This is a genomic window from Curtobacterium sp. NPDC088465 (assembly GCF_044753165.1).
Classification (GTDB): Bacteria; Actinomycetota; Actinomycetes; order Actinomycetales; family Microbacteriaceae; genus Curtobacterium.
In genome coordinates this window covers 40764-67090 of the sequence record NZ_JBIVMR010000002.1, presented here as the reverse complement: position 1 = coordinate 67090, position 26327 = coordinate 40764, and the positions used below count along the sequence as shown (strand labels likewise).

Annotated in this window: 25 protein-coding genes; 5 read left to right on the top strand and 20 right to left on the bottom strand. The window is 71.9% G+C overall.

Annotated features, from left to right (window positions below):
• Positions 1–7: 7 nt before the first annotated feature.
• The 8 genes from dprA to rplS all read right to left on the bottom strand — a co-directional run bounded on the left by dprA (position 8) and on the right by rplS (position 6125).
• Positions 8–1258 (bottom strand): DNA-processing protein DprA, encoded by a 1251-nt coding sequence (dprA, locus tag ACIP6W_RS07685; protein ID WP_400428931.1) that lies wholly within the window; start codon positions 1256–1258, stop codon positions 8–10.
• Complete coding sequence (locus ACIP6W_RS07680; protein ID WP_081984920.1) at positions 1255–2775, bottom strand: YifB family Mg chelatase-like AAA ATPase; 1521 nt, start codon at positions 2773–2775, stop codon at positions 1255–1257. The genes dprA and ACIP6W_RS07680 overlap by 4 nt, the downstream gene beginning before the upstream one ends.
• Positions 2772–3125, bottom strand: coding sequence for a YraN family protein (locus ACIP6W_RS07675; protein ID WP_311205524.1), 354 nt, complete (start codon positions 3123–3125; stop codon positions 2772–2774). The genes ACIP6W_RS07680 and ACIP6W_RS07675 overlap by 4 nt, the downstream gene beginning before the upstream one ends.
• 153 nt (positions 3126–3278) lie before the next feature.
• Positions 3279–3635 carry an Lsr2 family protein gene (locus ACIP6W_RS07670; protein ID WP_066654821.1) on the bottom strand — a complete coding sequence of 119 codons (357 nt, stop codon included), beginning with the start codon at positions 3633–3635 and terminating at the stop codon, positions 3279–3281.
• A gap of 135 nt (positions 3636–3770) precedes the next feature.
• Entirely contained in the window at positions 3771–4094 is a 324-nt protein-coding gene (locus tag ACIP6W_RS07665) for a DUF2469 family protein (RefSeq protein WP_058730091.1), read from the bottom strand.
• Between the two features lie 49 nt (positions 4095–4143).
• A complete protein-coding gene (locus tag ACIP6W_RS07660; protein WP_066654823.1) occupies positions 4144–4848 on the bottom strand; it encodes a ribonuclease HII in 705 nt (234 codons plus the stop codon).
• The gene (gene lepB, locus ACIP6W_RS07655; RefSeq protein WP_066654826.1) at positions 4845–5588 is read right to left on the bottom strand and encodes a signal peptidase I; all 744 of its coding nucleotides are present in this window, start codon (positions 5586–5588) and stop codon (positions 4845–4847) included. Before lepB ends, ACIP6W_RS07660 begins: the two co-directional genes overlap by 4 nt.
• 183 nt (positions 5589–5771) lie before the next feature.
• Positions 5772–6125 carry a 50S ribosomal protein L19 gene (gene rplS, locus ACIP6W_RS07650; RefSeq protein ID WP_058730094.1) on the bottom strand — a complete coding sequence of 118 codons (354 nt, stop codon included), beginning with the start codon at positions 6123–6125 and terminating at the stop codon, positions 5772–5774.
• Positions 6126–6289: 164 nt separating this feature from the next.
• Between rplS and map the strand changes: the two genes are divergently transcribed.
• A complete protein-coding gene (map, locus tag ACIP6W_RS07645; RefSeq protein WP_066654828.1) occupies positions 6290–7081 on the top strand; it encodes a type I methionyl aminopeptidase in 792 nt (263 codons plus the stop codon).
• Between the two features lie 223 nt (positions 7082–7304).
• Here the strand turns inward: map and trmD are convergent, their stop codons facing one another.
• From trmD to ACIP6W_RS07620, 5 genes are all read right to left on the bottom strand, one after another.
• Complete coding sequence (gene trmD / locus ACIP6W_RS07640) at positions 7305–7997, bottom strand: tRNA (guanosine(37)-N1)-methyltransferase TrmD (protein WP_066654831.1); 693 nt, start codon at positions 7995–7997, stop codon at positions 7305–7307.
• A 2-nt stretch (positions 7998–7999) separates the two neighbouring features.
• The gene (gene rimM / locus ACIP6W_RS07635; protein ID WP_307810335.1) at positions 8000–8560 is read right to left on the bottom strand and encodes a ribosome maturation factor RimM; all 561 of its coding nucleotides are present in this window, start codon (positions 8558–8560) and stop codon (positions 8000–8002) included.
• A 19-nt stretch (positions 8561–8579) separates the two neighbouring features.
• A complete protein-coding gene (locus tag ACIP6W_RS07630; RefSeq protein WP_058730104.1) occupies positions 8580–8816 on the bottom strand; it encodes an RNA-binding protein in 237 nt (78 codons plus the stop codon).
• 4 nt (positions 8817–8820) lie between these two features.
• Positions 8821–9237 carry a 30S ribosomal protein S16 gene (gene rpsP, locus ACIP6W_RS07625; RefSeq protein ID WP_066654835.1) on the bottom strand — a complete coding sequence of 139 codons (417 nt, stop codon included), beginning with the start codon at positions 9235–9237 and terminating at the stop codon, positions 8821–8823.
• 183 nt (positions 9238–9420) lie between these two features.
• Entirely contained in the window at positions 9421–11571 is a 2151-nt protein-coding gene (locus ACIP6W_RS07620; RefSeq protein WP_400428927.1) for an FAD-dependent oxidoreductase, read from the bottom strand.
• A 79-nt stretch (positions 11572–11650) separates the two neighbouring features.
• On the opposite strand from ACIP6W_RS07620, the gene ACIP6W_RS07615 reads away from it, so the two are divergent.
• On the top strand, positions 11651–12781 hold the full coding sequence (locus tag ACIP6W_RS07615; protein WP_251159680.1) for a glutamate--cysteine ligase: 1131 nt from the start codon (positions 11651–11653) through the stop codon (positions 12779–12781).
• A gap of 71 nt (positions 12782–12852) precedes the next feature.
• Here ACIP6W_RS07615 and ffh read toward each other — a convergent pair whose 3' ends face one another.
• Positions 12853–14409 carry a signal recognition particle protein gene (gene ffh, locus ACIP6W_RS07610; protein ID WP_400428925.1) on the bottom strand — a complete coding sequence of 519 codons (1557 nt, stop codon included), beginning with the start codon at positions 14407–14409 and terminating at the stop codon, positions 12853–12855.
• Positions 14410–14495: 86 nt separating this feature from the next.
• Here ffh and lipB point away from each other — a divergent pair, with 86 nt between their 5' ends.
• Both lipB and lipA read left to right on the top strand, forming a co-directional pair.
• The gene (gene lipB / locus ACIP6W_RS07605; protein ID WP_400428923.1) at positions 14496–15188 is read left to right on the top strand and encodes a lipoyl(octanoyl) transferase LipB; all 693 of its coding nucleotides are present in this window, start codon (positions 14496–14498) and stop codon (positions 15186–15188) included.
• Positions 15185–16168, top strand: a complete 984-nt coding sequence (gene lipA / locus ACIP6W_RS07600) for a lipoyl synthase (protein WP_209682212.1) — start codon at positions 15185–15187, stop codon at positions 16166–16168. Before lipB ends, lipA begins: the two co-directional genes overlap by 4 nt.
• Positions 16169–16266: 98 nt before the next feature.
• Here the strand turns inward: lipA and ACIP6W_RS07595 are convergent, their stop codons facing one another.
• The 4 genes from ACIP6W_RS07595 to ftsY are packed head-to-tail and all read right to left on the bottom strand — an operon-like array spanning position 16267 to position 20084.
• Positions 16267–16425 carry a DUF4175 domain-containing protein gene (locus ACIP6W_RS07595; protein ID WP_137767577.1) on the bottom strand — a complete coding sequence of 53 codons (159 nt, stop codon included), beginning with the start codon at positions 16423–16425 and terminating at the stop codon, positions 16267–16269.
• Between the two features lie 55 nt (positions 16426–16480).
• Entirely contained in the window at positions 16481–17851 is a 1371-nt protein-coding gene (locus tag ACIP6W_RS07590; protein ID WP_400428920.1) for a hypothetical protein, read from the bottom strand.
• Positions 17848–19218, bottom strand: coding sequence for a hypothetical protein (locus ACIP6W_RS07585; protein ID WP_400428918.1), 1371 nt, complete (start codon positions 19216–19218; stop codon positions 17848–17850). Before ACIP6W_RS07585 ends, ACIP6W_RS07590 begins: the two co-directional genes overlap by 4 nt.
• Positions 19215–20084, bottom strand: a complete 870-nt coding sequence (gene ftsY, locus ACIP6W_RS07580) for a signal recognition particle-docking protein FtsY (protein WP_400428916.1) — start codon at positions 20082–20084, stop codon at positions 19215–19217. The genes ACIP6W_RS07585 and ftsY overlap by 4 nt, the downstream gene beginning before the upstream one ends.
• A 214-nt stretch (positions 20085–20298) precedes the next feature.
• Between ftsY and ACIP6W_RS07575 the strand changes: the two genes are divergently transcribed.
• Positions 20299–21324 (top strand): TerC family protein, encoded by a 1026-nt coding sequence (locus tag ACIP6W_RS07575; RefSeq protein WP_400428914.1) that lies wholly within the window; start codon positions 20299–20301, stop codon positions 21322–21324.
• Between the two features lie 236 nt (positions 21325–21560).
• Here ACIP6W_RS07575 and ACIP6W_RS07570 read toward each other — a convergent pair whose 3' ends face one another.
• Together ACIP6W_RS07570 and mutM are read right to left on the bottom strand one after the other, a co-directional pair.
• Positions 21561–25322 (bottom strand): chromosome segregation SMC family protein, encoded by a 3762-nt coding sequence (locus tag ACIP6W_RS07570; protein WP_400428913.1) that lies wholly within the window; start codon positions 25320–25322, stop codon positions 21561–21563.
• Between the two features lie 32 nt (positions 25323–25354).
• Entirely contained in the window at positions 25355–26326 is a 972-nt protein-coding gene (gene mutM, locus ACIP6W_RS07565) for a bifunctional DNA-formamidopyrimidine glycosylase/DNA-(apurinic or apyrimidinic site) lyase (RefSeq protein WP_400428911.1), read from the bottom strand.
• Between the last annotated feature and the right edge of the window lies 1 nt (position 26327).

Here is a 26327-nt window from a genome sequence, read left to right as displayed (position 1 = left end):
GGCGCCGTCACGACCTGGTCCACCCGCCGACGGTGTGCGTGACGAGCCCCTGCAGTTCGGCCAGCGCGAGCGCGTCCGCCACCGCACCCGCCGACATGCCCGAGCGCACGGCGATCTCCTGCTCGCCGAGCGCCCGCCGTCCCAATGCGTCCAGGACCCGGACCACCTCGGGGTCCTGCCGACCACCGATCGGCTCGTCGGCGTGCGTCGGCCCAGCGTCCCTCGACGGGTGTCCTCGCCCGGATCCGCGTCGTCCGACGACGGCCTCGACGGGGTCGCCCGGACCCACGACGATCTGAGCACGCCCCTGCGCCACGAGACGGTGGCACCCGACCGACGCCGACGACGAGAACGCCCCCGGGACGGCGAACACGGGTCGGCCGAGCTGCGCAGCGTGGTGCGCCGTGTTCAACGCGCCCGAGCGGGCCCCGGCCTCGACCACGACGGTCGCCGCACCCAGCGCCGCGATCAGTCGGTTCCGTGCGAGGAACCGCCACCGTGTCGGCCGGGTACCCGGCGGGGACTCGGCCAGCAGGCTGCCCTGCCGTGCGACGTTCCGCAGCAGTTCGACGTTGCCCGTCGGGTAGAGCTGGTCGATCCCGCCGGCCAGGACCGCCACCGTCGGCGTGCCCGCCGCGACCGCGACCCGGTGCGCGGTCGCGTCGATGCCGTAGGCCCCACCGCTCACCACCGCGCACCCGGCGTCGGCGGCGGCCGAGGCGATCTCCGCGGTCGCCTCGGCGCCTGCGACGGTGTTCGCCCGCGAACCGACGACGGCCAGGGCAGGACCGGAGGCCCGACGCCCCGACCGCGTCCAGAGCACGACGGGCGCGTGCGGCCCGAGGTCGTCGACGCCGGTGGGCCACCCGGCCGTGCCCGGCACGACGAGCCGCGCACCGACCGCGCGCGCGGCCTCGAGCGTCGTCAGCACGTCGACCCGGGCGAGCCGTGGGCGCCAGCGCTCGAGGGCGACCCGCAGCGTGCGGGCGAAGGGTGCCGGGGACTCAGCCCCCGGGACACCCCGGTCGATGCAGGAGTCGAGCAGGCCCACGGGTCCGTCGTCGCACGCCGACCGGACGAGCGCGAACGAGCGCTCGGCCCCGAGTCCCTGGACGAGCATCCCCGCCACCGCGTCCCCCGGCTCCACGACGGCCGACCACGCCACGCGCGCCGCTGCCTCCACCGGGTCCACCGCGTCGGCCACAGCCCGACCGAGGAGCACCGCGACCGTCTCGAGCAGGTCGGGCGCCCCGGTCACAGCGCACTCCGGAGGGCGAGGGCCTCGCGCACGTGCCGTTCGCCCGGCCGGTCGTCCCCCTGCAGGTCCGCGAGCGTCCAGGCGAGGCGCATCGTCCGGTCCCAGCCGCGCATCGTCAGCGTGCCGAGGTCGAGCGCCTGGTCGAGCGCCGTCGTCGCCCGCCGGTCCACCCGCCCGGGGCCGCGGAGCCACGCCCCCGACACCTCGGCGTTCCGGGTCCACCCCGTACCGACGAGCCTGGTGCGCATCGCGTGGCGTGCCGCCTCGACGGTCGCTCGAGCCTGCGCCGTGCTGGGCGTCGTGCCGTCCTCACCGCGGATCAGGCCGGTGGTCACCCGCGGCACGCGCACCCGGATGTCGATGCGGTCGAGCAACGGCCCGGACATGCGGCCGAGGTACCGGCGGACGGTGGCCGGCGCGCACTCGCACGGTTGCCGCATCGAGCCGGCGTTGCCGCACGGACACGGGTTCGCCGCGAGCACGACCTGACAGCGTGCGGGGAACTCGGCGGCCCCGGCGGCCCGGTGCACCGTGATCCGTCCGGACTCCAGGGGCTGTCGCAGCGCGTCGAGCACCGCGCGCGGGAACTCCGGGGCCTCGTCGAGGAACAGCACGCCCTGAGTCGCGCGCGAGACGGCGCCCGGTCGGACCGTGCCGGAGCCGCCACCGATGAGGGACACCGCGGACGCCGAGTGGTGCGGGGCCTCCCACGGAGGTCTCGTGGTCCACGATGCGACCCCGTGCCCGGCGACCGACCGCACCGCCGCGACCTCGAGCGCCGCGTCGTCGTCGAGGTCCGGCAGCAGGCCCGGCAGCCGTTCCGCGAGCATCGTCTTGCCGGCGCCCGGCGGTCCCACGAGCAGGGCGTGGTGTCCGCCGGCGGCCGCCGCGACGAGGGCACGGACGCCGGTGGGGTTGCCCACGACCTCGGCCAGCTCGGCGACGGGTGATCGCTCGGGGAGGACCGGCGGCGCGGCGACCGGGTCGACCTCGACCGGCGGGAGGAGCGCCCCGGCGTCGATCGCGGCGGCACGGAGCGAGTCCACGGCGCGGACGTCCACACCGCGCACGAACCGGGCCTCCTCGGCGTTCCCCGTGGGGAGCACCACCCGCTCGGCTCCGGCGTCCCGTGCCGCGAGCAGCATCGGCACGACCCCGGGTACGGGCCGGAGTCGCCCGTCGAGCCCGAGCTCCCCGATGTACACGACCCGTTCGCTCACGCAGGGCGCGACGTCCGCACCGGCGAGCACCGCCATGGCGATCGCCAGGTCGAAGCCCGATCCGCGCTTCGGGATCGCCGCCGGCGTCAGGTTGACCGTGATCCGCCGGGCCGGCAGGGGCGCCCCCGCGTTCGCCGCTGCGGCCCGGACCCGCTCTCGGGCCTCGCCCAACGAGGTGTCCGGCAGCCCGATGATGCTGAAGGCGGGCAGCTGGCTCGTCAGGTGCGCCTCGACCTCGATCCGCCGTCCGGTCACGCCGAGCAGGGCGACCGCGGCGGACCGACCGATGCCGGTCACAGGATCCCCGTCAGGTGCTCGATGCCGTGCCGGTCACCGGCCACGTGCACCGCCAGCGCATCGAGACGGACCGCCGGGGCGTGCGTGTCGGGATGCGCCGCGAACCACATCGGCACCAGCCGTCGGAGGCGCGCGGTCTTCGCCGTGGTGATCGCCTCGAACGGGTGCCCGGTCGACGTGCCCGCTCGCGTCTTGACCTCGATGAACACGAGTGTCCGCCCGTGCCAGGCGACCACGTCGACCTCGCCGCGTGCGCACCGCCAGTTCCGTTCCACCAATCGGTACCCGCGCGCCGTGAGCCATTCCACCGCGCGGTCCTCGCCGTACTGCCCGAGTGTTCGTCGTTCCATGTCGTCGCCTCCACCGACGACGATGCGGCAATGCAACCGGCGCCGTCGGTCGGATGGCGGAACTGTGGATGAGCACTCTTGATGGAAATGTTGTGCAGGAATGACGAGACCCCGGATGTCGTCAGGACATCCGGGGTCTCGTGAGGTCGTGCGTCAGTGCGCGGCTGCGTACGCTTCCTGCACCTGGGTCGAGATACGGCCGCGGCTCGAGACCTCGTAACCGTTCTCCTTCGCCCAGTCGCGGATCTTCGCGAGTTCCTCGGAGTTCCCGCGCTTGGGTGCGGACTTCGGCGCGGAACCACTGCTGCCACCGGAACGACGACCGGAGACCTTCCGTGCCGCTGCGACGTAGTCCGAGATCGCTTCGCGGAACTTGTCCACGTTGTCGTCGGACAGGTCGATCTCGTAGTTCGAACCGTCGAACGCGAATTCCACGGTGCGGCCTTCGCCGGCGGCGATGGGCGAATCGTCGAGGTCGTCGACGAGCTGGACGGTGACCTTCTGTGCCATGTCGTGCTCCTGGGTCGAGGGGTGGTGATCCCCGTGACGGTGGGTCACGGGAAAAGCTTCACCGCCACCGTAGCGCGACAATTGCGGAAATGTCGTCGGAAGAAGCCCGAGTCGCAATTCCAGTAAAGCTGTGGATCACTCGTCGAGTGCGAGTTCCTTGGGCAGTTCGAGTTCCCGCGACGTGAGTTCCTCGACGTTCACGTCCTTGAACGTGAGGACACGCACGGACTTCACGAACCGGTCGGAACGGTAGACGTCCCACACCCACACGTCGTTCATCGTGAGCTCGAAGTAGAAGTCGTGCTCGGTGTCACGGCGGACGAGGTCGACCTCGTTCGCCAGGTAGAACCGCCGCTCGGTCTCGACCACGTACCGGAACTGCGACACGACGTCGCGGTACTCGCGGTACAGGGCAAGTTCGACCTCGCGGTCGTAGTCGTCGAATTCGTCGTCATCCATCGCCCGCACAGTCTACGGCGAGCCGACCGACGATGGACGACGAGGTGGGTCAGCCGGTGACGGCCAGCTCGTCGAACCCGTCCAGGGCGACGCTCGACGCCTGGTGCAGCCAGCTCTTCCGGTGCAGCGCGTGCGCCCCGACGGACCGGATCCCGTCGTAGTGCGCCGTGGACCCGTACCCCTTGTTCGACGCCCACCCGTAGTGCGGAGCCCCCTCGTGCGCAGCGACCATCAGGGCGTCGCGCTCGACCTTCGCCACCACGGACGCTGCGGCGACGGAGGCGCAGTCGCGGTCCGCCTTCACGCGCACCACGACGTCGAGCGGCCGGGCGGACGGGACCAGTGCTGTGGGGACGGCACGGGACAACCAGTCGAACGAGCCGTCCAGCACCACGACGGCGTCGTCGAGGCACAGCCCGTCGTCGACGAGCGCGCCGAGCGCCGCCGCACCGGCCTGGCCGAGCGCGGGGACGATCCCCTGCTGGTCGACCACGTCCGCCGTCGCCATGCCCACGGCGGTCCGTGCCCACCGTCGGACGACGGGCTCGAGCTCGGTGCGCCGAGCGGCTGACAGCAGTTTCGAGTCGGCGAGCCCCTGGGGCACGCGTCCGATGTCGATCGTCACCGCCGCGACCCCGACGGCCACCGGACCGGCGATCGCCCCACGGCCGACCTCGTCCATGCCGATCACGGTCACGCGACCGGAGCCGAGCAGCTTCTTCTCGACCCGGAGCGATGGCCGGACCGGGGTCACCGGTCCTTCTCCTCCACACCCGCGAACACGTCGGGGTAGTCGTCGAGCCACGTCCAGCGGCTCGTGGGCCACGAGATCACGAACGCCCTGCCGGTGACGTCCGACAGCGGCACGAAGCCCTTCGACGGGGTGTCGCGGTTGTAGCGCGAGTCCTTCGAGTCGTTGCGGTTGTCGCCCATCACCCAGATCGTGCCCTCGGGGACGGTCACCGAGAACGGGTCGGCCGACGCCGGGGCGCCGCTCGGCAGCAGCGTGTACGGCTCCTTGATGGGCACGCCGTTCACGGACATCTGCCCGAGGTCGTTGCAGCACGTGACCTTGTCCCCCGGCAGGCCGATGACCCGCTTGATGAGGTGGTCGTCGCTGTCGCCGGTCCCGAGACCGACCTGGGTGAGGAGCCAGTCGATCGCCTTCGCCGGCTGCGTGGTCGGCGCGACGCCCGGCACGTTCGTGCCGGTCAACCAACCGCCCGGGTCCTTGAAGACCACGACGTCACCGCGCTTGAGCGACACCACGTCCGGCACGAGCTCGTTGACGATCACCCGGTCGTTCACCTGCAGGGTGTTCTCCATCGACTCCGACGGGATGTAGAACGACCGGATCAGGAACGTCTTGACGAGGAACGAGACGAGCAGTGCCGCGAGGAAGATGATGACGAGGTCCCGCAGGAACGTCAGGACGCCGTTGCCCTTGTGCTCAGCCCGTGGGCGGCGTCCCGATCCTTCGGTGGTGTCCGTCATGTCCGCTCTCGTTCACATGCACGCTCGACCAGCGTGCCGACCCACACCCGCACTCGTCGGACGTGGAAGACCCTGCGCTCCGTGGAGCGCGCACAACGGGAAAGCCCCCCGTCGATGCACAACCGTACATCGGCGGGGGGCGTCCAGTGGAACCCGGCTCGCGGGCCCTCACTGTGAAGGCGATCAGGCGTCGCGCTTCTCCTTGATCTTGCGGCGGGCCGCCTTGCCGCGGAGCTCGCGCAGGTAGTAGAGCTTCGCGCGACGGACGTCACCGCGGGTGACGACCTCGATGTGGTCGATGATCGGCGAGTGCACCGGGAACCAGCGCTCGACGCCGACCTGGAAGCTCACCTTGCGGACCTTGAAGGTCTCGCCGAGGCCGTGGCCCTGGCGGGCGATGACGACACCCTGGAACACCTGGACACGCGAGCGCGTGCCTTCGATGATGTTGACGTGCACCTTGATGGTGTCGCCGGGGCGGAAGTCCGGGACGTCGGTGCGCAGGGACGCTGCGTCGACGTGGTCGAGGAGCTGCATGTTCGTTCACTCTCTGCGGACGCGCACGGGTCGCCGCGGATCGGTGTGTGGAAAGAAGTGTGCGTGCCCGGAATCGGCGACTCCCCCGTGGCAGAGTCCAGCCAGGGCACAGCGGTCCATCATGCCACAGGGAAGCCCGCTCGCAAAACGACCAGGATGGACGCATGATCGAACTCCGCACCCCCGCCGAGCTGGAGGGCCTGCGCGCCGCCGGACGGTTCGTCGCCGACGTCCTCGACGAGCTGCTCGAGACCGTCGACGTGGGCGTGAACCTGCTCGACCTCGACCGCGTGGCCGCTCGGATGATCGCCGACCGTGGCGCCGTGAGCTGCTACGTCGACTACCACCCCTCGTTCGGCAACTCCCCCTTCGGCCGGAACCTGTGCACGTCGGTGAACGACGCGGCCCTGCACGGCCTGCCGTACGACCGCGTGCTCGTCGACGGCGACCTCGTCAGCCTGGACTTCGCCGCGAGCGTCGACGGCTGGGTGGCGGACTCCGCCGTCACGGTGCAGGTGGGCACGGCCCGCGACGAGGACCAGCGACTCGTCGGGACGGTCGAGCGCGCGCTGCTGGCCGGCATCGAGCAGTTCCGACCGGGCAACAAGCTCGGCGACGTCTCCTACGCCATCGGCAGGGTGGCGAAGGACGCCGGCTACAGCGTCAACACGCAGTTCGGTGGGCACGGCGTCGGCCGCACGATGCACGGTGACCCGCACGTGCCGAACGACGGCCGCCCCGGCCGCGGTCTGAAGCTCCGCACGGGCCTCGTGGTCGCGATCGAGCCGTGGCTCATGCAGGGCACCGACGAACTCGTGCAGGACGAGGACGGCTGGACGCTGAAGAGCGTCGACGGATCCCGTGCCGCGCACGTCGAGCACACCGTGGCGGTCACCGACGACGGTCCCGAGGTGCTCACCCTGCGACGCGCCCAGCGCACCGAGGCGACCGCCTGACGGCCGGGAGGCGCGGCGCGACCCCGCCCCGCGCCTCCCGTCCGTTCGTCCATCCATCCGTCGGGACGCGGGCGCCCTCGTCGCGCGACCTGCCGCTCACGATCCAGCCCGGCGGCACGTCGCGCGACCGGAACGTGCGGAGGTGGCACGTCATGCGACCGGAACGGCGCGGAGCACCACTGCCGGACCAGCCGGCGCAGCGCGCGCGGCGATGCGGCCGGCGCTACGCGTCGGGCAGCAGGTCCGGGCGGACGCGACGGGTCCGCTCCACCTGCTGCTCGTGCCGCCAGGCGGCGACGCGCGCGTGGTGCCCGCTGAGCAGGACGTCCGGCACCTCGAGGTCACGCCAGAGTGCCGGCTTCGTGTACGACGGGTACTCGAGCAGGCCGTCCTCGTGGGACTCCTCGACGAGCGACTCCGGGTTGCCGACGACCCCGGGGACGAGACGACCGACCGCCTCGATCATCGCCATGGCCGCGACCTCGCCGCCGTTCAGCACGTAGTCACCGAGCGAGAGCTCGACGACCGAGCACCGCTCGGCAGCCCACGCGAACACGCGGGCATCGATGCCCTCGTACCGCCCGCAGGCGAACACGAGGTGGTCGTGCTCGGACGCGAGCGACCGGGCGATCGACTGACGGAAGGGGGTGCCGGCCGGCGTGGGGACGACGAGCGTCGACGAACCGTCCTCGCGCAGGATCGACGACAGCGCCTGCGCCCACGGCTCGGGCTTCATCACCATGCCCGCGCCACCGCCGTACGGGGTGTCGTCGACCGTGCGGTGCCGGTCGGTCGTCCAGTGCCGCAGGTCGTGCACGTGCACGTCGAGCAGCCCGTCCGAGCGGGCCTTGCCGAGCAGCGAGACGTCGAGGACGGAGAAGAACTCCGGGAAGATCGTGACGATGTCGATGCGCACGATCAGCCCTCGCGGTCGGTCGGCGTGACCGTCTCGGGCCGCGAGGTGTCCTCGGGGTCCTCGAACAGTCCCGTCGGGGGCGTCACCGTGACGGTCCCGGCCGTGATGTCGACCGTCGGCACGATCGCCGAGACGAACGGCACCAGGACCTCGCCGCGCGACGGGGTGTCGATCGCGAGCAGGTCCTGCGCGGGCAGGTGGTCGACGCGGGCGACCGTACCGACCTCGACGCCGTCGCGGAGCACGCGCAAGCCGACCAGCTGGTGGTCGTACCAGGCGTCGTCCTCACCGGTCTCGGCGTCGGCGTCCTGCTCGACCCAGAGGATCGCCCGCGCGAGGGACTCAGCGGCGGTGCGGTCCGCGACGCCCTCGAAGAAGGCGACCGGGTGGCCGTTGTACCAGCGGAGCTCGTCGATGGTCAGGGTCTTGCCCGACCACGGCGAGTCCGAGGGGACCTGGAGCGTGAACTCCGCCCCCGGCGTGAACCGACGATCCGGGTCGTCGGTGTAGAGCTCGAGCTTGATGCCGCCCTTGAGCCCGTGCGCCTTCGTGATGCGACCCACCCGGAGTTGGGTCGTCTCCCTAGGAATCGGTGTCGACCACGTCGACCCGCACCCGCTTGCCGTCGGCGAGAGCCGAGACGAGGGTGCGGAGCGCCTTTGCGGTCCGTCCGGCGCGACCGATCACGCGACCGAGGTCCTCGGGGTGCACACGCACCTCGAGGACCTCGCCACGCGCAGAGGTGGAACTGGCGACGCGGACGTCGTCCGGGTGATCGACGATCCCCTTGACGAGGTGCGTCAGCGCAGAGTCGAGCAAGGAATCAGGCCTCGGTCGTCTCTGCGGCGTCGTCGGCCGACTCGGCCGGAGCGGCGGCGGGGGCCGTCTTCTCCGACTTCGGCTTCAGGACGGCCTTCTTGGCAGTGTCCGCGACGAAGGCCTGCTTCGGCTCGGCGACCTTGACGGTGGACTCGGTGTTGCCCTCGCCCTTGAACTTGCCCCAGTCGCCGGTGAGCTTGAGGAGCGCCGCGACCTGCTCGGTCGGCTGCGCGCCGACGCCGAGCCAGTAGAGCGCACGCTCGGACTCGATCTTGATGACCGAGGGCTCCTCGGTCGGGTGGTACTGACCGATCTCCTCGATCACACGACCGTCGCGCTTGGTGCGCGAGTCGGCGACGACGATGCGGTAGTAGGGCGCACGGATCTTGCCGAGACGCTTGAGACGGATCTTGACAGCCACAATTACTCCTGTTGCGTGTTGTTGTGGTTGAACCGGAACCGCGGGCGTGGGGGCACGCGCGGTGGAAGCTCGAAGGAAGTCGCGACCTGCTGGATAGAGGGTCGAGCAGACGCGATTCGACCGTTCATTCTTGCAGGTTTCCGCCGGAGAAGCGAGCCGGGACGCGCCGTGGCCGCCGTGTCGTCACGGTGCGAGGGCGCGCACGGCCTCGATCGCCTCGCTCGTGGCACGGACCGCGTCGACGCTCCTGGCGTCCCGGGCACCGCCGACGACGGCGTACGGCACCCCCGCGGCAGCCAGGCCCGGTGCGAGCCCTCCCCCTGCGACGGCGACCCCCGACGCGTCCTCGGCCTCGTCGCCCTCGACCGCGGGTGCACGTTCCTGCCCGGCGCACACGACGACGTGGTCGGCCGGTACCGCGGTCTCCCGACCGTCCTCGTCCCGGATCCACAGCGTCCCGGGCTCGATGCGCAGGTACTCCTGCACCCCGCCGACCATCCGCACCCCGGCGTCGCGCAGTCGTCCGACCGCCACCCAGCGCGAGGTGATGCCGATCCCCTGGCCGAACTTCCCGGACCGACGGAGCACCGTGACGTCGGCGCCGGGGCGGAGCGTCCGTGCCACCGCGGGAAGCCGTTGCGGGACGTCGCCGACCAGGTCGTCGGCGACGGTGACGTCCCACCGCGCCGCGAACTCCGCCGCGCGCACCGCCTCGTCGGGCGACTCGACCAGGAAGGCCGCCGTGTCGACCCCGATGCCGCCGCCGCCGACCACCGCGACGGTGCCGGGCGGGACCCCGTCGCGCAGGGCGTCCTCGTAGGACACCACGTGGGGCAGCTCGGCGCCCGGGACGTCCAGCACGCGGGGCACGACCCCTGCCGCGAGCACCACGGCGTCGCTGTCGAGCAGGTCGGCGACGGTGGCGGCACGGCCGGTGTGCACGGTCGCCCCGCGGTCGTCGAGCTCGGCCCGCGCCGCCCGGACGGTCGCGGCGTAGTCCTCCTTGCCGGGGATCGCCGCGGCCAGGGCGAACTGCCCGCCGAGGGCGTCGGTCGCCTCCCACAGCGTCACGGCGTGCCCGCGCCGCGCGGCGTCCACCGCGGCAGCCAGCCCGGCCGGGCCACCGCCGACCACGTCGACGCGCTTCGGCTCGACGGTCGGCCGGAGCGGCATGGTCAGCTCGCGGCCGGCGCGGGGGTTCACGAGGCAGGACACGGGCCGTCCGACGATGGAGTGGTCGAGGCACGCCTGGTTGCAGCCGATGCAGGTGTTCACCAGGTCGAAGCGACCGTCGAGCGACCGGCGGACGATGTCCGGGTCCGCGAGGAACGGACGGGCGAGGGCCACGGCGTCGACCTGCCCGCCGCGGAGCACCGCCTCGCCGTCGCGCAGGTCGGTCATCCGGTTCGACGCGATCACCTGCACCTCGGGGTGCGCGGACTCGCGGACCACGCCCGCGACCCGCTCGGCGTACGCCAGCCACGCGCCGTGCGGCACCGCGGCCTGCACGGTCGGCGTGCGCGACTCGTGCCAACCGATGCCGACCGAGATCCCGTCGAGGCCCAGCGGCAGCAGGTCGTGCACGAGCGCGTCGACCTCGGCGTCCGTCGTCGACCCGGGCATGAGGTCGGCACCGGACAGCCGGATCGTGACGGCCAGGTCGGGCACGGCGGTGCGGACGGCCCGGACGACCTCGATCGCGAAGCGGCGGCGTCGCTCGGCGTCCCCACCCCAGTCGTCGTCGCGGAGGTTCGTCAGCGGCGACTGGAACTGGTTGACCAGGTAGCCCTCGGACGCCATGATCTCGACGCCGTCGAAGCCGATCGCCGCGGCAGACCGGGCGGCGGCGGCGAAGTCGTCGATCGTCCGGCGGACCTCGGCGTCGGTGAGCGCGATCGGCTGGACCCCGCGCGCCGCCGCCCACGGCAGCGCCGACGGAGCCACCACGCGCTGGGGTCGGCCGTACCGGTCGACCAGGCCGTTCGCGAGGGCGTACCGGCCGGCGTGGAAGAGCTGGGCGAGCACGGCTCCGCCCTCGTCGTGCACGGCCGCGACGGCGACCCGGAACCGGTCGTCCGCGCCCCCGCTGCCGAACACCGCGAAGTCCGGACCACCACGGGCCTCGTCGCTGATCGCGATCCCGCCGGTGACGATGCAGCCGACGCCGCCCGCCGCGCGCTCGCGGTAGAACGCGGCCATCGCGGCACCGCCGTCGTCGAGGACCTCGAGCCCGGTGTGCATCGACCCCATCACCACCCGGTTCCGCAGGTGGAGCGGTCCGAGGTTCCAGGACGAGGAGAGGACTGCGAGGTCGGGCACGGCAACGCTGCTCATGGCGACCACTCTGCCGGACGACGTGCCCGGGACCGAACTCCTTGTGCCGACCCTCCAAGCCGACGGGCAGGATGGCCCCATGGACATCCGCTTCACCGAGTCCCGCCCGTCGACCCTCGGCGTCGAGTGGGAGCTCCCGCTGGTCGACCGCGGCACCGGCGACCTCGCGCCCCGTGCCCCCGCCGTGCTCTCCGCCGTGCAGGAGCGCCTCGGCGATCCCGACCGGGTGACCGAGGAACTCCTCACGAACACCGTCGAGGTGGTCACGGGGGTGCACGACACCGTCGGTGGGGCGACGAGCGAGCTCGCGGGCATCATCGGCGAGGTGATCGACGCCGCCGAACCGCTCGACGCGCAGGTGATGTGCTCCGGCACCCACCCGTTCGCGCAGTGGGACCAGCAGGAGATCACGGCGGACAGCGAGCACTACACCACGCTGATCGACCGCACGCGCTGGTGGGGTCGGCAGATGCTCATCTGGGGCGTGCACGTGCACGTGGGGATCGACGACCGCGACAAGGCGGTCCCGATCATGAACGCGATGCTCGCGTACGTCCCGCACCTGCAGGCGTTCACCGCGTCGAGCCCGTTCTGGGGCGGGACCGACACCGGGTACGCCTCGAACCGTGCCCTCATGTTCCAGCAGCTCCCCACCGGCGGCCTGCCGCCGGGCATCGACGACTGGACCGGCTTCGAGACCGTCGTCGACGACCTGACGAAGACCGGTGTGATCGACGGGTTCAAGGACCTGCGCTGGGACATCCGCCCGTCGCCGGGGTGGGGGACGCTCGAGAACCGCGTGTCCGACGGCATCTCGACCCTCCACGAGGTCGGTGCCGTGACCGCGTTCGTCCAGTGCCTCGTCACCGCACTCTCGGACCGCCTCGACCGCGGCGAGACGCTGCCGTCGATGCAGCCGTGGTTCATCCGCGAGAACAAGTGGCGCGCGGCCCGATACGGCATGGAGGCCGAGATCATCACCGACGCCGCCGGCCACGAGCGCCTGGTCACCGACGAGGTCCACGACCTGGTTCAGCGGCTCGACCCGATCGCCGGCCGGCTGGGCTGCCAGCAGGAGCTGCACCACCTGGACACGATGATCGCCGACGGCGCGTCGTACCAGCGGCAGCTGCGGGTGGCGCAGGAGAACGGCGGGGACCTCCGCGCGGTGGTCCGCCACCTGGTGACGGAGCTGCGGGAGTCGCTCTAGACGACACCACGGAACGGACGGGAGGCCCGGTACCAGCTGGTACCGGGCCTCCCGTCCGTCATGGGTCGCGTCTAGCGGCCGAGGAACTTCTGCAGGCTGGCCAGCTCTTCCTCGGTGGGCGCCTTGCCGCCCTTCGGACCGCCGAGTCCGAGACTGGACCCGGTGGGTGCCTGCTGCTGCGGCTGGGCCGCCGCACCCGACGCGAGCGCCGCGCGCTTGGCGGGGTTGCCGACCTTCTTCTTCTTGGCGCCGCCCTGCTGCTGCTTCTTCTTGCCGCCGTGCATGCCCGGGATCGGCCCCATGCCCGGCATCTGCGGCACGCCACCACGGGCGACGGTGCGCATCATCTTCGCTGCCTGCTCGAAGCGGTTGACGAGCGCGTTGACCTCGGTCACCGTGGTGCCGGAACCCTTCGCGATGCGGAGTCGACGCGAGCCGTTGAGGAGCTTCGGGAGCTCGCGCTCCTGCTTCGTCATCGACTGGATGATCGCCTCGGTCCGGACGATCTCGCTCTCGTCGAAGTTGTCGAGCGCCTCGCGCATGCCCTTGGCGCCCGGGAGCATGCCGAGCATGCCCTTGATCGAGCCGGCCTTGCGGAGCTGCTGCATCTGCGCGAGGAAGTCGTTCAGCGTGAACGAGTCGGTCGCGATCTTCTCGGCGACCTTGCGCGCCTCGTCCTCGTCGAACGCGGACTGCGCCTGCTCGATGAGCGACAGGATGTCGCCGAGGTCGAGGATGCGGCTCGCCATGCGGTCCGGGTGGAACGGCTCGAAGTCGTCGAGCCCCTCGCCCGTGGACGCGAACATGATCGGGCGGCCCGTGACGCTGGCGACCGACAGGGCCGCACCACCGCGGGCGTCGCCGTCGAGCTTGGACAGGACGACACCGGTGAAGTCGACGCCCTCCTGGAAGGCGCGAGCGGTCGCGACGGCGTCCTGACCGATCATCGCGTCGATGACGAACAGGACCTCGTCCGGGTCGACGGCCTTGCGGATGTTCGCCGCCTGCTTCATGAGCTCGGCGTCGACACCGAGTCGACCGGCGGTGTCCACGATGACGGTGTCGTACTGCTGGTCGACCGCGGCCTTGATCGCGTTCTTCGCGACCTTGACCGGGTCGCCGACGCCGTTGCCGGGCTCGGGAGCGAACACGTGCACGCCGGCCTGCTCGCCCACGACCTGGAGCTGCTGCACGGCGTTGGGACGCTGGAGGTCCGCTGCGACGAGCATCGGCGTGTGGCCGTCCTTCTTGAGCCACTTGCCGAGCTTGCCCGCGAGCGTCGTCTTGCCGGCGCCCTGGAGGCCCGCGAGCATGATCACGGTCGGCGGTCGCTTCGCGAACTCGAGTCGGCGCTGCTGGCCGCCGAGGATGCCGACGAGTTCCTCGTTGACGATCTGGACGACCTGCTGCGCGGGGTTGAGCGCCTTGTTGACCTCGTCCGAGAGCGCACGTTCCCGCACCGAGGCGGTGAAGGCCTTGACGACCTCGAGCGCAACGTCCGCGTCGAGCAGGGCCCGGCGGATCTCGCGGACGGTGCCGTCGACGTCGGACGGGGACAGACGACCCTTGCTCCGCAGGTTGCGGAAGGTCTCGGTCAGCCGATCGGAGAGTGAGCCGAATTGTGCCATGGTCCGACGATTCTACAGGGCCACCTCCGACCGCCCCGGACCGCCCACCGCCCGGTTGTTGGACTGCGTCCAGGAACCGGGGTAGCGTGCTCGACGTGCCCCAGCTCGAGATCATCCGCTGGCCCGGGCTCCTCGACTACGAGGAGGGCCTCGCCGTCCAGCGGTCGTTCCACGCCGACGTCGTCGCCGGCCGCTCCCCCGGCGTCGTCGTGCCCTGCGAGCACCCGAGCGTCTACACGGCCGGGCGCCGCACCGAAGCCGCTGACCTGCCGACCGACGGGTCCCCGGTCGTCGACGTCGACCGGGGCGGACGCATCACGTGGCACGGGCCGGGGCAGCTCGTGGCCTACCCGATCGTCCGGCTCGCCGACCCGCTCGACGTCGTCGCGTGGGTCCGCGACCTCGAGCAGGTCGTCCTCGACGCGGCGGCCTCGGTCGGGGTCACCGCCGAACGGGTCGACGGGCGCAGCGGTGTCTGGGTGCGCCGACCGGGCGGCGGCCCGCACGACAAGGTGGGCGCGATCGGCCTGCACGTCGCCGAGCACGTCTCGAGCCACGGCATCGCGGTCAACTGCGACAACGACCTCGCCCCCTACGGCGCGATCGTCCCGTGCGGCATCGCCGACGCGGGCGTCACAACCCTCAGCCGCGCGACCGGCCGCCACGTCACGGTCGACGAGGTCGCCGCCCTCGTCGGGCCGCGGATCCAGCAGGCGGTCGACGGCATGCACGCCGGTCACCGCATCAGCAGCACCACGCGACAGGAGGTCGCCGCATGACCCTCGCCCCCGACGGCCGCCGCATGCTCCGGGTCGAGGCCCGCAACGCCGCGACACCCATCGAGACGAAGCCCGCCTGGATCAAGACCCGCGCGACGCAGGGCCCGGAGTTCCGGGACCTCTCCGCACTGGTCCGGGACAAGCAGCTGCACACCGTCTGCCAGGAGGCCGGCTGCCCGAACATCTTCGAGTGCTGGGAGGACCGGGAGGCCACCTTCCTGATCGGCGGCTCGCAGTGCACCCGGCGCTGCGACTTCTGCCAGATCGACACCGGCAAGCCGAGCCCGCTCGACCGGGGCGAACCCCGGCGTGTGGCGGACTCGGTCGTGTCGATGGGCCTCAAGTACGCGACCGTGACCGGGGTCGCCCGGGACGACCTCGACGACGGCGGCGCCTGGCTCTACGCGGAGACCATCCGACAGGTCCACGAGCACTCCCCCGGCACCGGCGTCGAGATCCTCGTGCCGGACTTCAACGGCCGCCCCGACCAGCTCGGGCAGGTGTTCGACGCCCGCCCGGAGGTCTTCGCGCACAACGTCGAGACGGTCCCCCGGATCTTCAAGCGCATCCGGCCCGCGTTCCGCTTCGAGCGCTCGCTCGACGTCCTCACGCAGGGCCGCGACGCGGGCCTGGTGACGAAGTCGAACCTCATCCTCGGCATGGGCGAGGAACGGCACGAGGTCGTCGACGCACTCGAGCAGCTGCACGAGGCGGGTACCGACATCATCACGCTGACGCAGTACCTCCGTCCGTCGCCGCGGCACCTGCCCGTCGCGCGGTGGGTGACGCCGGAGGAGTTCGTCGACCTGCGCGAGATCGCCGAGGACATCGGCTTCGCGGGTGTGCTCGCCGGTCCGCTCGTGCGCTCGTCCTACCGAGCCGGACGGCTGTGGGCACGCGCCACCGTTGCGCGCGGCGGCACGGTGCCGCCGCACCTCGCCCACCTGCTCGAGGCGACCCCGGGTCGCCAGGCCGTGTAGCGCCGATCCGGCGACCGACGGACGGACGGGAGGCCCGGTACCAGCTGGTACCGGGCCTCCCGTCCGTCCGTGGTCACGTCCGACGTGACCGGCCGACGCTACGCGCGACCGCGGATGCTCCGGAGGAGCCAGCCGATGACCGCCAGCAGGATGAGCACGATGCCCACCCAGAGCAGGAACTTCAGCGCACCGACGAAGATGCCGCTGAAGAGCAGGACGAGGCCGACGATGATCGCGATGATCAGCAGTGCGGGCATGAGGGTCTCCAATCCCTGGAACGAGACCGAGCGGACGCCCGGGCCGAAGCGGACGCTACTCGCGAGCCGGCGACGCCGTTCCCCGAGCACGGAGCCCGGCAGCTGCCCCCGGTCGGGGATCCGGCCCCGGGAGGTCCGCGTCGCGGTCCACCGCACGGCTCCGCAGGAACACCACCGCCAGGATCGGCAGCAGGACGATCTGCCCCCAGATCCCGATGGTCTGCGCCTCGTCCGCCCAGGTCCGGGCGGAGACGCCCACGGCCTTCAGCGCGAACGAGTGGAACCACCCGACGAAGAGCAGCAGGTTCGCGGTCACGTAGGCCACCACCCACCCGAGGCGGATCCGCACGACGGCGAAGAACGGCGTCAACCAGAGCACGTACTGCAGCGAGTCGACCTTGTTCGTGACGAGGTACGCACACAGCAGCGCCGCGCTCGTCTCGATCCAGGGCATGCGGCCGCGCCGGAGCCCGATGACCAGACCGACGGCGAGCACGGCCAGCACGGCCACGGCGGTCGCCGCCGTCGAGAGTAGGTTGAGTCGGAGCTGGACCTCCGGGCTGCTCTGCGCGGACCACGGCTGCAGCGCCCAGTACCAGACCGACAGGGTGCTCGGGTCGATGTCCCGGGTGCCCTGGAAGCGGATCACGGAGAACCACGACGTGGCGTTGACGAGCACGAACGGCAGGTTCGCGGCGAGGACCACGCCGAGCGCGCCGGCCACCGCCCCGGCGGCACGACGGACCCGGTCCGGCCGGGACGGCCCGGCGTCCACGAGGAGTGCGAGGACGAACGGTGCCACGAACGCGAGCGGGTACAGCTTGAACGCTCCGCCGAGGCCGAACAGCGCGCCCACCACGACGGCACGCCACACCGGCGCACGTCCGGCCGGCCACCGCACCGCGGCGAAGACGCCCGCGGTCGTGCACACCACGGTGAGCAGGTCCCAGTTGTAGAGCGCGTAGAGGAACAGCGGCGGTGTCGCGGCGAAGATCCACGCGCGCCGGCCGGCCATCCGGGCGAGGAGGACGGTCACGACCACCACCACCGGCACGAACGTGAGCGCCGTCACCACGAGGAACCCGCGGCTGGACCCGACCGGCAGGGCGCTGAGCCAGGCCCACAGGCCGGTGAGGGTCGGGTACTCGAGCGTGCCGGGCGGCAGGCCGCGGGTGGTCAGCGGCCCGACGTAGGGGAACACGTGCGATGCGAGGTCGCGGATGCCCCAGAGGCTCAGGGTGTCGCCGAGGCAGGCGTGCCGTGTCACGTACGCCAGGTCGAGACCCTCGCCCGCGCACTGCAGCTTCTGGAACAGGCTCCCGACGGTCAGGCCGACGGCGACCACGCACATCACGACGAGCTCGACGGCGGCGACCCCGCCGGCCGGACGGACGCTGCTGCTGCCGGCGATCGCGCGCGCGTTCACGCGCTCGGCGTGGGCGTCCGCTGCGGCTCCGGCGCTCCGTGCACCGCCGACACCTCGTCGTCGCGGTCCACCGCCCGGCTGCGCAGGAACACGACCGCCAGGATCGGGAGCAGGACGATCTGCGCCCAGACACCGATCGACATCGCCTCGTCCGCGTAGGTCCGCACGGTGGTCCCGATCGCCTGCAGGTAGATGTGCCGGAACCACCCGGCGAAGAGCAGCGTGTTCGCGGCCAGGTAGGCGATCACCCAACCGCTGCGGATCCGGACGAACACGAAGAACGGCGCGAGCCAGAGCGCGTACTGCAGCGAGTCCACCTTGTTCGCGACCAGGTAGGCGCAGAGGAGCGCCGCGCTGGTCTCGATCCAGGGCATGCGACCGCGACGGACCCCGAGGACGAACCCGGTGACCAGCACCGCGAGCAGTGCCACCGCCGTCGCTCCGGTCGCCAGCAGGTTCAGCGTGTGCTGGAACGCGGGCGAGTCCTCGGCCGACCACGGCTGGAAGGCGTAGTACCAGACCGAGAGCGTCGCCCCGTCGATGTTCCGGATGCCCTGGTAGCGGATCACGGAGAACCACGACTCGGCGTTGATGAGCACGAACGGCAGGTTCGCCACGAGGACCACGCCCACCGAGCCCGCCACCGCGCCGAGGGCACGGCGCACGCGATCGCCCCACGACGCGGTCGCGTCGACGAGCAGGGCGAGGACGAACGGCGCGACGAAGACGAGCGGGTACAGCTTGAAGGCACCGCCGAGACCGAACAGCGCACCGACGACGACGGCCCGCCACACCAGCGACCGCCCGGCCGGCCACCAGACCGCCACCGCGATCGCGACGACCGTGCACATCACCGGGAGCAGGTCCCAGTTGTAGAGCGCGTAGAGGAAGAGCGGCGGCGTGGCCGCGAAGAACCACGCCCGGCGTCCGGCGACGCGGGCCAGCGCCACGACGGTGACGACGACCACGGGCACGAAGGTCAGCGCGGTGACCACGAGGAACCCGTGCAGCGAGCTCACCGGCAGCGCGCTCAGCCACGCCCAGATCCCGCTGAGCGTCGGGTACTCGAGGCTCCCCGGCGGCAGCCCGTTCTCGCCGAGCGGCTGCACGTACGGGAACACGTGCGACGCGAGCTCGCGACTGGAGAACAGGCTCACGGTGTCCGCGAAGCAGGCCTTGCGGGTGGCGGTCACGAAGTCGACCCCGGGGGCGGCGCACTGCAGCTTGTGCACCAGGCTGCCGATCGTCAGCCCGACCGCGACCACGCACATCACGACGACCTCGAGCACCGAGACGGTGGCCGGCGGTCGGGTCCCTCGCCCGCCGGTCGTGGACGGCGCGGTCGCGGACGACACCACGGCGCTCAACCGACCAGGTTCTGGACGAAGACGTGCGGGGTGAAGCCGGTGAGGTCGTTGATGCCCTCACCCTGCCCGATGAGCTTGATGGGGATGCCGGTCTTCTCCTGCACGCTGAGCACGAAGCCGGCCTTGGCCGATCCGTCGAGCTTGGTGATGACGAGTCCGGTGACGCCGGCACCCTCGATGAAGGCCTGCGCCTGGGCGAGACCGTTCTGCCCGGTGGTGGCGTCCAGGACGAGCAGCACCTCGGCGATCTCGGTCTGCTTCTCGACGACGCGCTTGATCTTGCCGAGCTCGTCCATCAGGCCGGCCTTGGTGTGCAGTCGGCCGGCGGTGTCGATCACGACGATCTCGGTGCCGTCGCGCATGGCCTTCTCGACCGTCTGGTACGCCACCGAGGCCGGGTCCTGGCCGGGCTGCGCCGGTCGGACGACCTCGACCCCGGCGCGCTGCGCCCACGTCGCGACCTGCTGGACCGCCGCCGCGCGGAACGTGTCCGCCGCGCCGACCACGACCGTGCGGTCGTAGGTCTTGAGGAACTTCGCGAACTTGCCGATCGTCGTGGTCTTGCCGACGCCGTTGACGCCGACGACGAGCACGACCGCCGGGCGGTTGCTGAGCTTGAGGGTCGTGTCGAGCTTCGACAGGCGCTCCTCGAGCACCTCGCGGAGCATGCGCTGCAGGTCGGCGGGGTCCGTCGTGCCGTACCGGTCGACGCGGGCGTGGAGGTCCTCGATGACCTCGTCCGCGATGTCGGGGCCGAAATCCGCACCGATCAACGCGGTCTCGAGATCGTCCCACGTGGTCTCGTCGATGGTCTTCCGCTGGAACAGGCCGCGCAGACGGGTGGACAGTGACCAGGAACTCGCCATGCTCCCAGCTTAGGGCGCGACCAGTGGGCGCTGCGCCCGGTATCCTCGGTTCCTGAAGGGGAGTACTCCCGCGCGGCGCACCCGTCAGTACGGTCTGGGACGATCCAGACCCGGGACGCCGGTCGTGTCCGACCAGTCGGTCGACACGGCGGAGGAGACCTTCAGGCATCGGCGTACCCGCTCCGCGGGACGCCCCGAACCTGAAGGACATCCATTGGACGTTCCCCTCTTCGTCTGGCTCCTCACCATCGCGGGCATCCTCGCGCTGCTGGTGTTCGACTTCTACTCGCACGTGCGGACGCCGCACGTCCCGCACATCAAGGAGTCCGCGTTCTGGTCGGCGTTCTACGTCGGGCTCGCGATCCTGTTCGGTGTCGGGATCCTGGTCTTCGGCGGCGGTCAGGCCGGTGGCGAGTACTTCGCCGGCTGGTTGACCGAGAAGGCCCTGTCGGTCGACAACCTGTTCGTCTTCCTCATCATCATGTCGAGCTTCGCGGTGCCGAAGGAGTTCCAGCAGAAGGTCCTGCTGGTCGGCGTCGCGATCGCCCTCGTCGCCCGAGGCGTCTTCATCGCCCTCGGCGTCACGATCATCGAGAACTTCTCGTGGGTCTTCTACCTGTTCGGCGCGCTGCTGTTCTGGCTCGCCTGGTCGCAGGCGAAGGGCGGCGGGCACGACGAGACCGAGGGCGACTCGAAGCTCATCCGTGTCCTGCGTCGCATCATCCCGACCACGGACGACTACCACGGTGACAAGCTCACGGCCCGTGTCGACGGCAAGCGCATGTTCACCCCGATGCTGCTCGTCATGGTCGCGATCGGCCTCACCGACGTGCTGTTCGCCCTGGACTCGATCCCCGCGATCTTCGGTCTGACGCAGGACGCGTTCATCGTGTTCACCGCCAACGCGTTCTCCCTGCTGGGTCTGCGTCAGCTGTACTTCCTCATCGCGGGGCTGCTCGAGCGCCTCATCTACCTCGGTCAGGGCCTGGCGGTCATCCTCGCCTTCATCGGCGTCAAGCTCGTCTTCCACGCCATGCACGTCAACGAGCTGCCCTTCATCAACGGCGGCGAGCACATCGAGTGGGCCCCGGAGATCCCGATCTGGTTCTCGCTGAGCTTCATCGCGCTGACGATCGCGGTGGCCACGGCCGCCTCGCTCATCGTCTCGAAGAAGCGCCAGGAGCGCGGCCTGACCCCGACGGGCGAGCCGAAGGAGGCCGTGGAGGCCGACGCGAAGTAGTCGCGACCACGTGGCGGACGGGCGCGCCCCGCTCAGCGGCAACGCGAAGCGTTGCGCGGGGCGCGCCGACCGAGCCTGCGAGGGAGGACGGTGCCGGCTGGCACCGCGCCTCCCGTCCGTCTCCGCACCCCGAGACTCGCTCCAGCGGACGGTTTCGCGGTGTCCCCGTCACGAACGTGCCCGCCGAGCCGAGTCTCGCCGTGCGGCCGCCAGCGCGCCAGCGCGGCGCGGGCGCGCTACGCGACGGCCGCGGCCGCGGGCTCGCGCCGCTGCACGCGCTGGCCGACCACGGCGGACACGCCGTCCTGCCGCATCGAGACGCCGTACAGCGCGTCGGCGATCTCCATCGTGCGCTTCTGGTGCGTGATCACGATGAGCTGCGACGACTCCCGCAGTCGCTCGAACACGGTGAGCAGCCGCCCGAGGTTGGCGTCGTCGAGCGCCGCCTCGACCTCGTCCATGATGTAGAACGGCGACGGCCTGGCGGTGAAGATCGCCACGAGCAGGGCCACCGCCGCGAGCGAGCGTTCACCGCCCGACAGGAGCGTCAACCGGTCGATCTTCTTGCCCGCGGGCTTCACCTGGACGTCGAGCCCCGTCGCGAGCATGTCGTCGGGGTCCGTCAGCGTGATCGATCCCGTGCCGCCCGGGAACAGGATCGGGAAGATCACGTCGAACGCGGCCTTCGTGTCGTTGTACGCCGCCTCGAAGATCGTCTGCATCTTCGTGTCGAGCTCCTCGATGATGGTGAGGAGGTCGGTCCGGGTCTTCTGCAGGTCGTCGAGCTGCTCCGCGAGGAAGGCGTGCCGCTGCTCGAGCGCCTGGAACTCCTCGAGCGCGAGGGGGTTCACCTTGCCGAGCCGGCCGAGGTCCCGCTCCGCCGCTGCGAGCCGCTGCTCCTGCTCCGCGCGGACGTACGGCACCGTCTCGACGTCGGCGGGGTCGACCTCGTCGGTGGTGTCGAGCTCGGGCAGCGCCGGACCGCCCGGCAGTGTCGACTCGGCGTCGACGAGCCCGGGCAGGTCGGCGTCGACATCGACATCGGCGTCGACATCGGCGACGGCGGTCGTGGCGGCGTCGCCATCGGGAGCGTCCGCGTCGGGCGCCGCTGCGGCCTCCGCCGCCGCCCGTGCCCGGTCGGCCTCGCGGTGCCGACGCGCGAGCACCCGTGGGTCGACCAGGACGTCCACCGGCACCGGCACGTCCGGCCCGTACTCCGCGACGAGCACGGCCTCGTTCAGCCCGAGGTCGCTCTGCGCGCGGTCGAGCACGCCGGACACGTGCAGCTTCTTCTCGTAGATCTCCATCTCGAGCGAGTGCACGCCGTCGGTGATGGTCTGCAGCCGCTCGCGGAGCTCGCGCTCCTCGTTGCGGACGACCTGCAGCTCGGTGTTCCGCTTCGTGCGCTCGGCCTCCTCGGTCGCGAGCTGCACCCGGGCCTCGGCGAGCGACCGGTCGACCGCGCCGAGCACGCCCGGCAGGTCGGCGAGCACCCCCTCGGCGACGGCGATCTGTCCGCGCCGGATCACCGCGAGCCGCGCTGCCTCCTCCGCAGCCGCACGCTCCGCCTCGAGCTGCCGCTGCAGACCGGCCGCACGGTTCCGCTCCGACCGGGCCCGCTCCCGCACGGTCTCCACCTGGATGCGCTGCTCGATCTCCGCGGCCCGCGCGGACTCGACGGCGTCCTGCAGCGCCGGGCGCCCGGACGCGTCGACGACGGGTCGCGGTCGCTCCTCGAACCCCCGCAGCGCGTCCTCGGCCCCGGCCAGCGCGGCGTCGACCGCCTCGACCGCACCGTCCGTCTCGCCCAGGGCGGCGCGCAGACGTTCCACCTCGGCCGCGGCGTTCTCCGCCCCGGCGCGGACCGCGGCACTGGAGCGGTCGTAGTCGGCGACCGCCGCGGTGTGCGCGCGCAGCGCGCGATCGGCCTCGTCGGCACGGCGGCGCACGTCCTCGACCTCCTGGCGAGCGGCCTGGAGGCCCGTGGCCGCGTCCGCCGCGTCCGCCGCGACCGCGTCACGGCGGGCCTGCGCGTCGTCGCGTTCCGCCACGAGCTCGATGCGGGAGACCGTGCGCGCGCCACCGCCGGTCACCCGGACGGTGCGGACGAGGTCACCCGACCGCGTGACGACCGTCGCGTGCGGGGCGGCGGCGAGCACGGCCTCCAGGTCGACGTCGTCCGCCACCGCGACCAGCGTCGCACGGAGCACCGCGGTGATCGCGGTCGGCCCCTGCACCACGTCGAGGGCCGGACGCACGCCCGGCGGCAGCGACGCGGGGAGCCCCGGCCCGTCGAGCTCCGCGTCCGCGACGACGACGTCCACGCGGCCGAGGTCGGCGCCGCGCGCGTGGGCGACCGTGGCGAGGGCGGTGCCGCGGTCGGTGGCGAGGACCGCGTCGGCGAGCCCGTCCAGCGCTGTGGCGATCGAGGCCTCGAACCCGGGCTCGACCGTCAGCGCGTCGGCGAGGCGACCGAGCACGCCGTCGCGCCGGGCGTCGATCACCGCCTGCGACCCGTCCCGGACGTCGATCGACATGCCGAGGGCCGCGACCCGGGCGTCGAGTGCGTCGCGCTCGCGTTCCAGGGCGTGGAGCCGGTCGCGCAGGGTCTCGCGCGCCGTCTGCGCTGCCTCGAGCCGCTGCCGCGCCGTGTCGTGCGCGGCGGCGAGTGCGTCCGCGTCCACCCCGGCGGAGGGGTCGTCCCCGATGTCGTGCAGGGCCGCGGCGGCACGCGCCGCTCGGTCCTCGGCCTCGGCCAGTGCCCGGGCCCGCCGTTCGCGGTCCGCGACGACGGAGGCGCGGCGCGACCGCTGCACGTCCACGGCGTTGCGGAGGCGCTGGGCCTCGAGGTCGTGCTGCGAGACGAGCGCGGCCTGCGCGGCGATCTGCTCGTCGAGGGCGTCCAGGCGGGCCCGCGCCTGCTCGACGGCCGCCGCCGCTGCCCCGGACCCGGCTGCCATCTCGGCAGCACGGGCCTCGAGCCGGTCCGCCTCGGCACGGACGCCCTGCACCCGCTCCGGCGTGATCGTGGGGCCCTGCTGCGGCGCGTCGGCCTGCTGGGCGAGGAACATCAAGCGCTGGTTCGCCAGGCTCGACAGCCCGCGGAGCCGCTCCTGCACGCTCTCCAGCCGGTGCACGACGGTCCGGGCGCGGTCGACGGCGTCACCGACCATGCTCTGCTCGACCTGCTGCTGCCGGGCACGGGTCTGGTCGAGGCGCTCCTGCAGGACGATGCGCTCGGACTTCCGGCCCGTCTCGACCTCCTGGTGCTCGTGGAGCTCACGGCGCAGCCGGACGACCTCGTCGGCCAGGAGGCGGGCCTTGGCGTCGCGGGCCACCGCGGCGACGGACTGCGCCTTGCGCGCGACCTCGGCCTGCCGACCGAGCGGCTTCAGCTGCCGACGGATCTCCCCCGCGAGGTCGGACAACCGCGTCAGGTTCGTCTGCATGGCGTCGAGCTTGCGGAGCGTCTTCTCCTTGCGACGCCGGTGCTTGAGGATCCCGGCGGCCTCCTCGATGAAGCCGCGGCGGTCCTCCGGGGTGGCGTGCAGCACCTTGTCGAGCTGGCCCTGCCCGACGATCACGTGCATCTCGCGACCGAGCCCGGTGTCGCTCAGGAGTTCCTGCACGTCGAGCAGCCGACAGTTCTCGCCGTTGATGGCGTACTCGCTGCCACCGTTCCGGAAGAGCGTGCGGGCGATCGTCACCTCGGAGTACTCGATCGGCAGCAGGCCGTCGGTGTTGTCGATGGTCAGGAGCACCTGCGCGCGACCGAGCGGACCGCGCGTCGAGGTGCCTGCGAAGATGACGTCCTCCATCTTGCCGCCGCGGAGGGTCTTCGCGCCCTGCTCCCCCATCACCCAGGCGAGGGCGTCCACCACGTTCGACTTGCCCGAGCCGTTCGGGCCGACGATGCAGGTGACGCCGGGCTCGAACGCGAACGTCGTCGGCTGCGCGAAGGACTTGAACCCCTTGATGGTCAGGCTCTTCAAGTACATGCGGGTCTCCGGGTGCTCGGTTGCGCGTCAGGCTAACGCCTGCGTCGGCGCGGAGCGGGTTGGCACACGGGGCACCGGTGGCTCGACCGGTTCATGAAGGCCTCGCGCACGATGGTCGTGCCGCAGCGCGGGCACGGCTTCCCCTGCTGCCCGTACACCGCGAGACGCTGCGAGAAGTACCCGGACTGCCCGTTGACGTTCACGTACTGCGCGTCGAAGCTCGTGCCGCCGTCCTCGAGGGCACGCGCGAGCACGCTGCGGACCTCGGCCAGGAGCCGGTGCAGGTCGGCCCGCGGCAGACGGTCGGCCGGACGGTCGAAGTGCAGCTGCGCGGCCCAGAGCGACTCGTCGGCGTAGATGTTGCCGATGCCGCTCACCACGCCCTGGTCGAGCAGGACACGCTTGATGCCGCTCGAGCGCTTCCGCGCCATCGCGACGAAGCGGTCGTCGTCGAACGCCGGGTCGAGCGGGTCCCGCGCGATGTGCGACACCTGGGTCGGGATGCTCCTCCGCCACGGCGCGTCGGGGTCGTGGGCGTCGACCGCACCGGCGGACCCGGCCGGGGCGCCGTCGACGGTCGGCACCATGGCATCGATCGCCATTGAGCCGAAGGTCCGCTGATCGACGAACTCCAGCGCGACCGGCTGCTCGGGACGGCCGTCGCGGTCGGTCCCCGTCGGCTGCACGTCGATCAGGATGCGGCGGTGCCTCGCGGCCGGTCGGTCGCGGCCGAGCAGGACCTGACCGGACATCCCCAGGTGGGTGACGAGTGCCTCGGGTCGGTCGCCGTCGCGCTCGGGAACGAGGGGGAACCACATGAACTTGCCACGGCGCACGGCCGCGGCGATCGTGCGGTCGGTCAGGCGTTCGGCGAAGTCCTCGGCCGGGCCGTCGTGCCGGGTGAGTGCGCGGTCGTCGACCACGTCGACGTGCAGCACGCGGGCACCGCTGACGGCGGGTTCGAGGCCGGCGCGGACGACCTCGACCTCGGGGAGTTCGGGCACG

Coding starts and splice junctions, on each gene's coding strand:
- ACIP6W_RS07675 (WP_311205524.1), bottom strand. CDS start 3,125: ATGGAACGACGAACACTCGGGCAGTACGGCGAGGACCGCGCGGTGGAA.
- ACIP6W_RS07670 (WP_066654821.1), bottom strand. CDS start 3,635: ATGGCACAGAAGGTCACCGTCCAGCTCGTCGACGACCTCGACGATTCG.
- ACIP6W_RS07665 (WP_058730091.1), bottom strand. CDS start 4,094: ATGGATGACGACGAATTCGACGACTACGACCGCGAGGTCGAACTTGCC.
- lepB (WP_066654826.1), bottom strand. CDS start 5,588: ATGACGGACACCACCGAAGGATCGGGACGCCGCCCACGGGCTGAGCAC.
- rplS (WP_058730094.1), bottom strand. CDS start 6,125: ATGCAGCTCCTCGACCACGTCGACGCAGCGTCCCTGCGCACCGACGTC.
- map (WP_066654828.1), top strand. CDS start 6,290: ATGATCGAACTCCGCACCCCCGCCGAGCTGGAGGGCCTGCGCGCCGCC.
- ACIP6W_RS07620 (WP_400428927.1), bottom strand. CDS start 11,571: ATGAGCAGCGTTGCCGTGCCCGACCTCGCAGTCCTCTCCTCGTCCTGG.
- ACIP6W_RS07615 (WP_251159680.1), top strand. CDS start 11,651: ATGGACATCCGCTTCACCGAGTCCCGCCCGTCGACCCTCGGCGTCGAG.
- ffh (WP_400428925.1), bottom strand. CDS start 14,409: ATGGCACAATTCGGCTCACTCTCCGATCGGCTGACCGAGACCTTCCGC.
- lipA (WP_209682212.1), top strand. CDS start 15,185: ATGACCCTCGCCCCCGACGGCCGCCGCATGCTCCGGGTCGAGGCCCGC.
- ACIP6W_RS07595 (WP_137767577.1), bottom strand. CDS start 16,425: ATGCCCGCACTGCTGATCATCGCGATCATCGTCGGCCTCGTCCTGCTC.
- ftsY (WP_400428916.1), bottom strand. CDS start 20,084: ATGGCGAGTTCCTGGTCACTGTCCACCCGTCTGCGCGGCCTGTTCCAG.
- ACIP6W_RS07570 (WP_400428913.1), bottom strand. CDS start 25,322: ATGTACTTGAAGAGCCTGACCATCAAGGGGTTCAAGTCCTTCGCGCAG.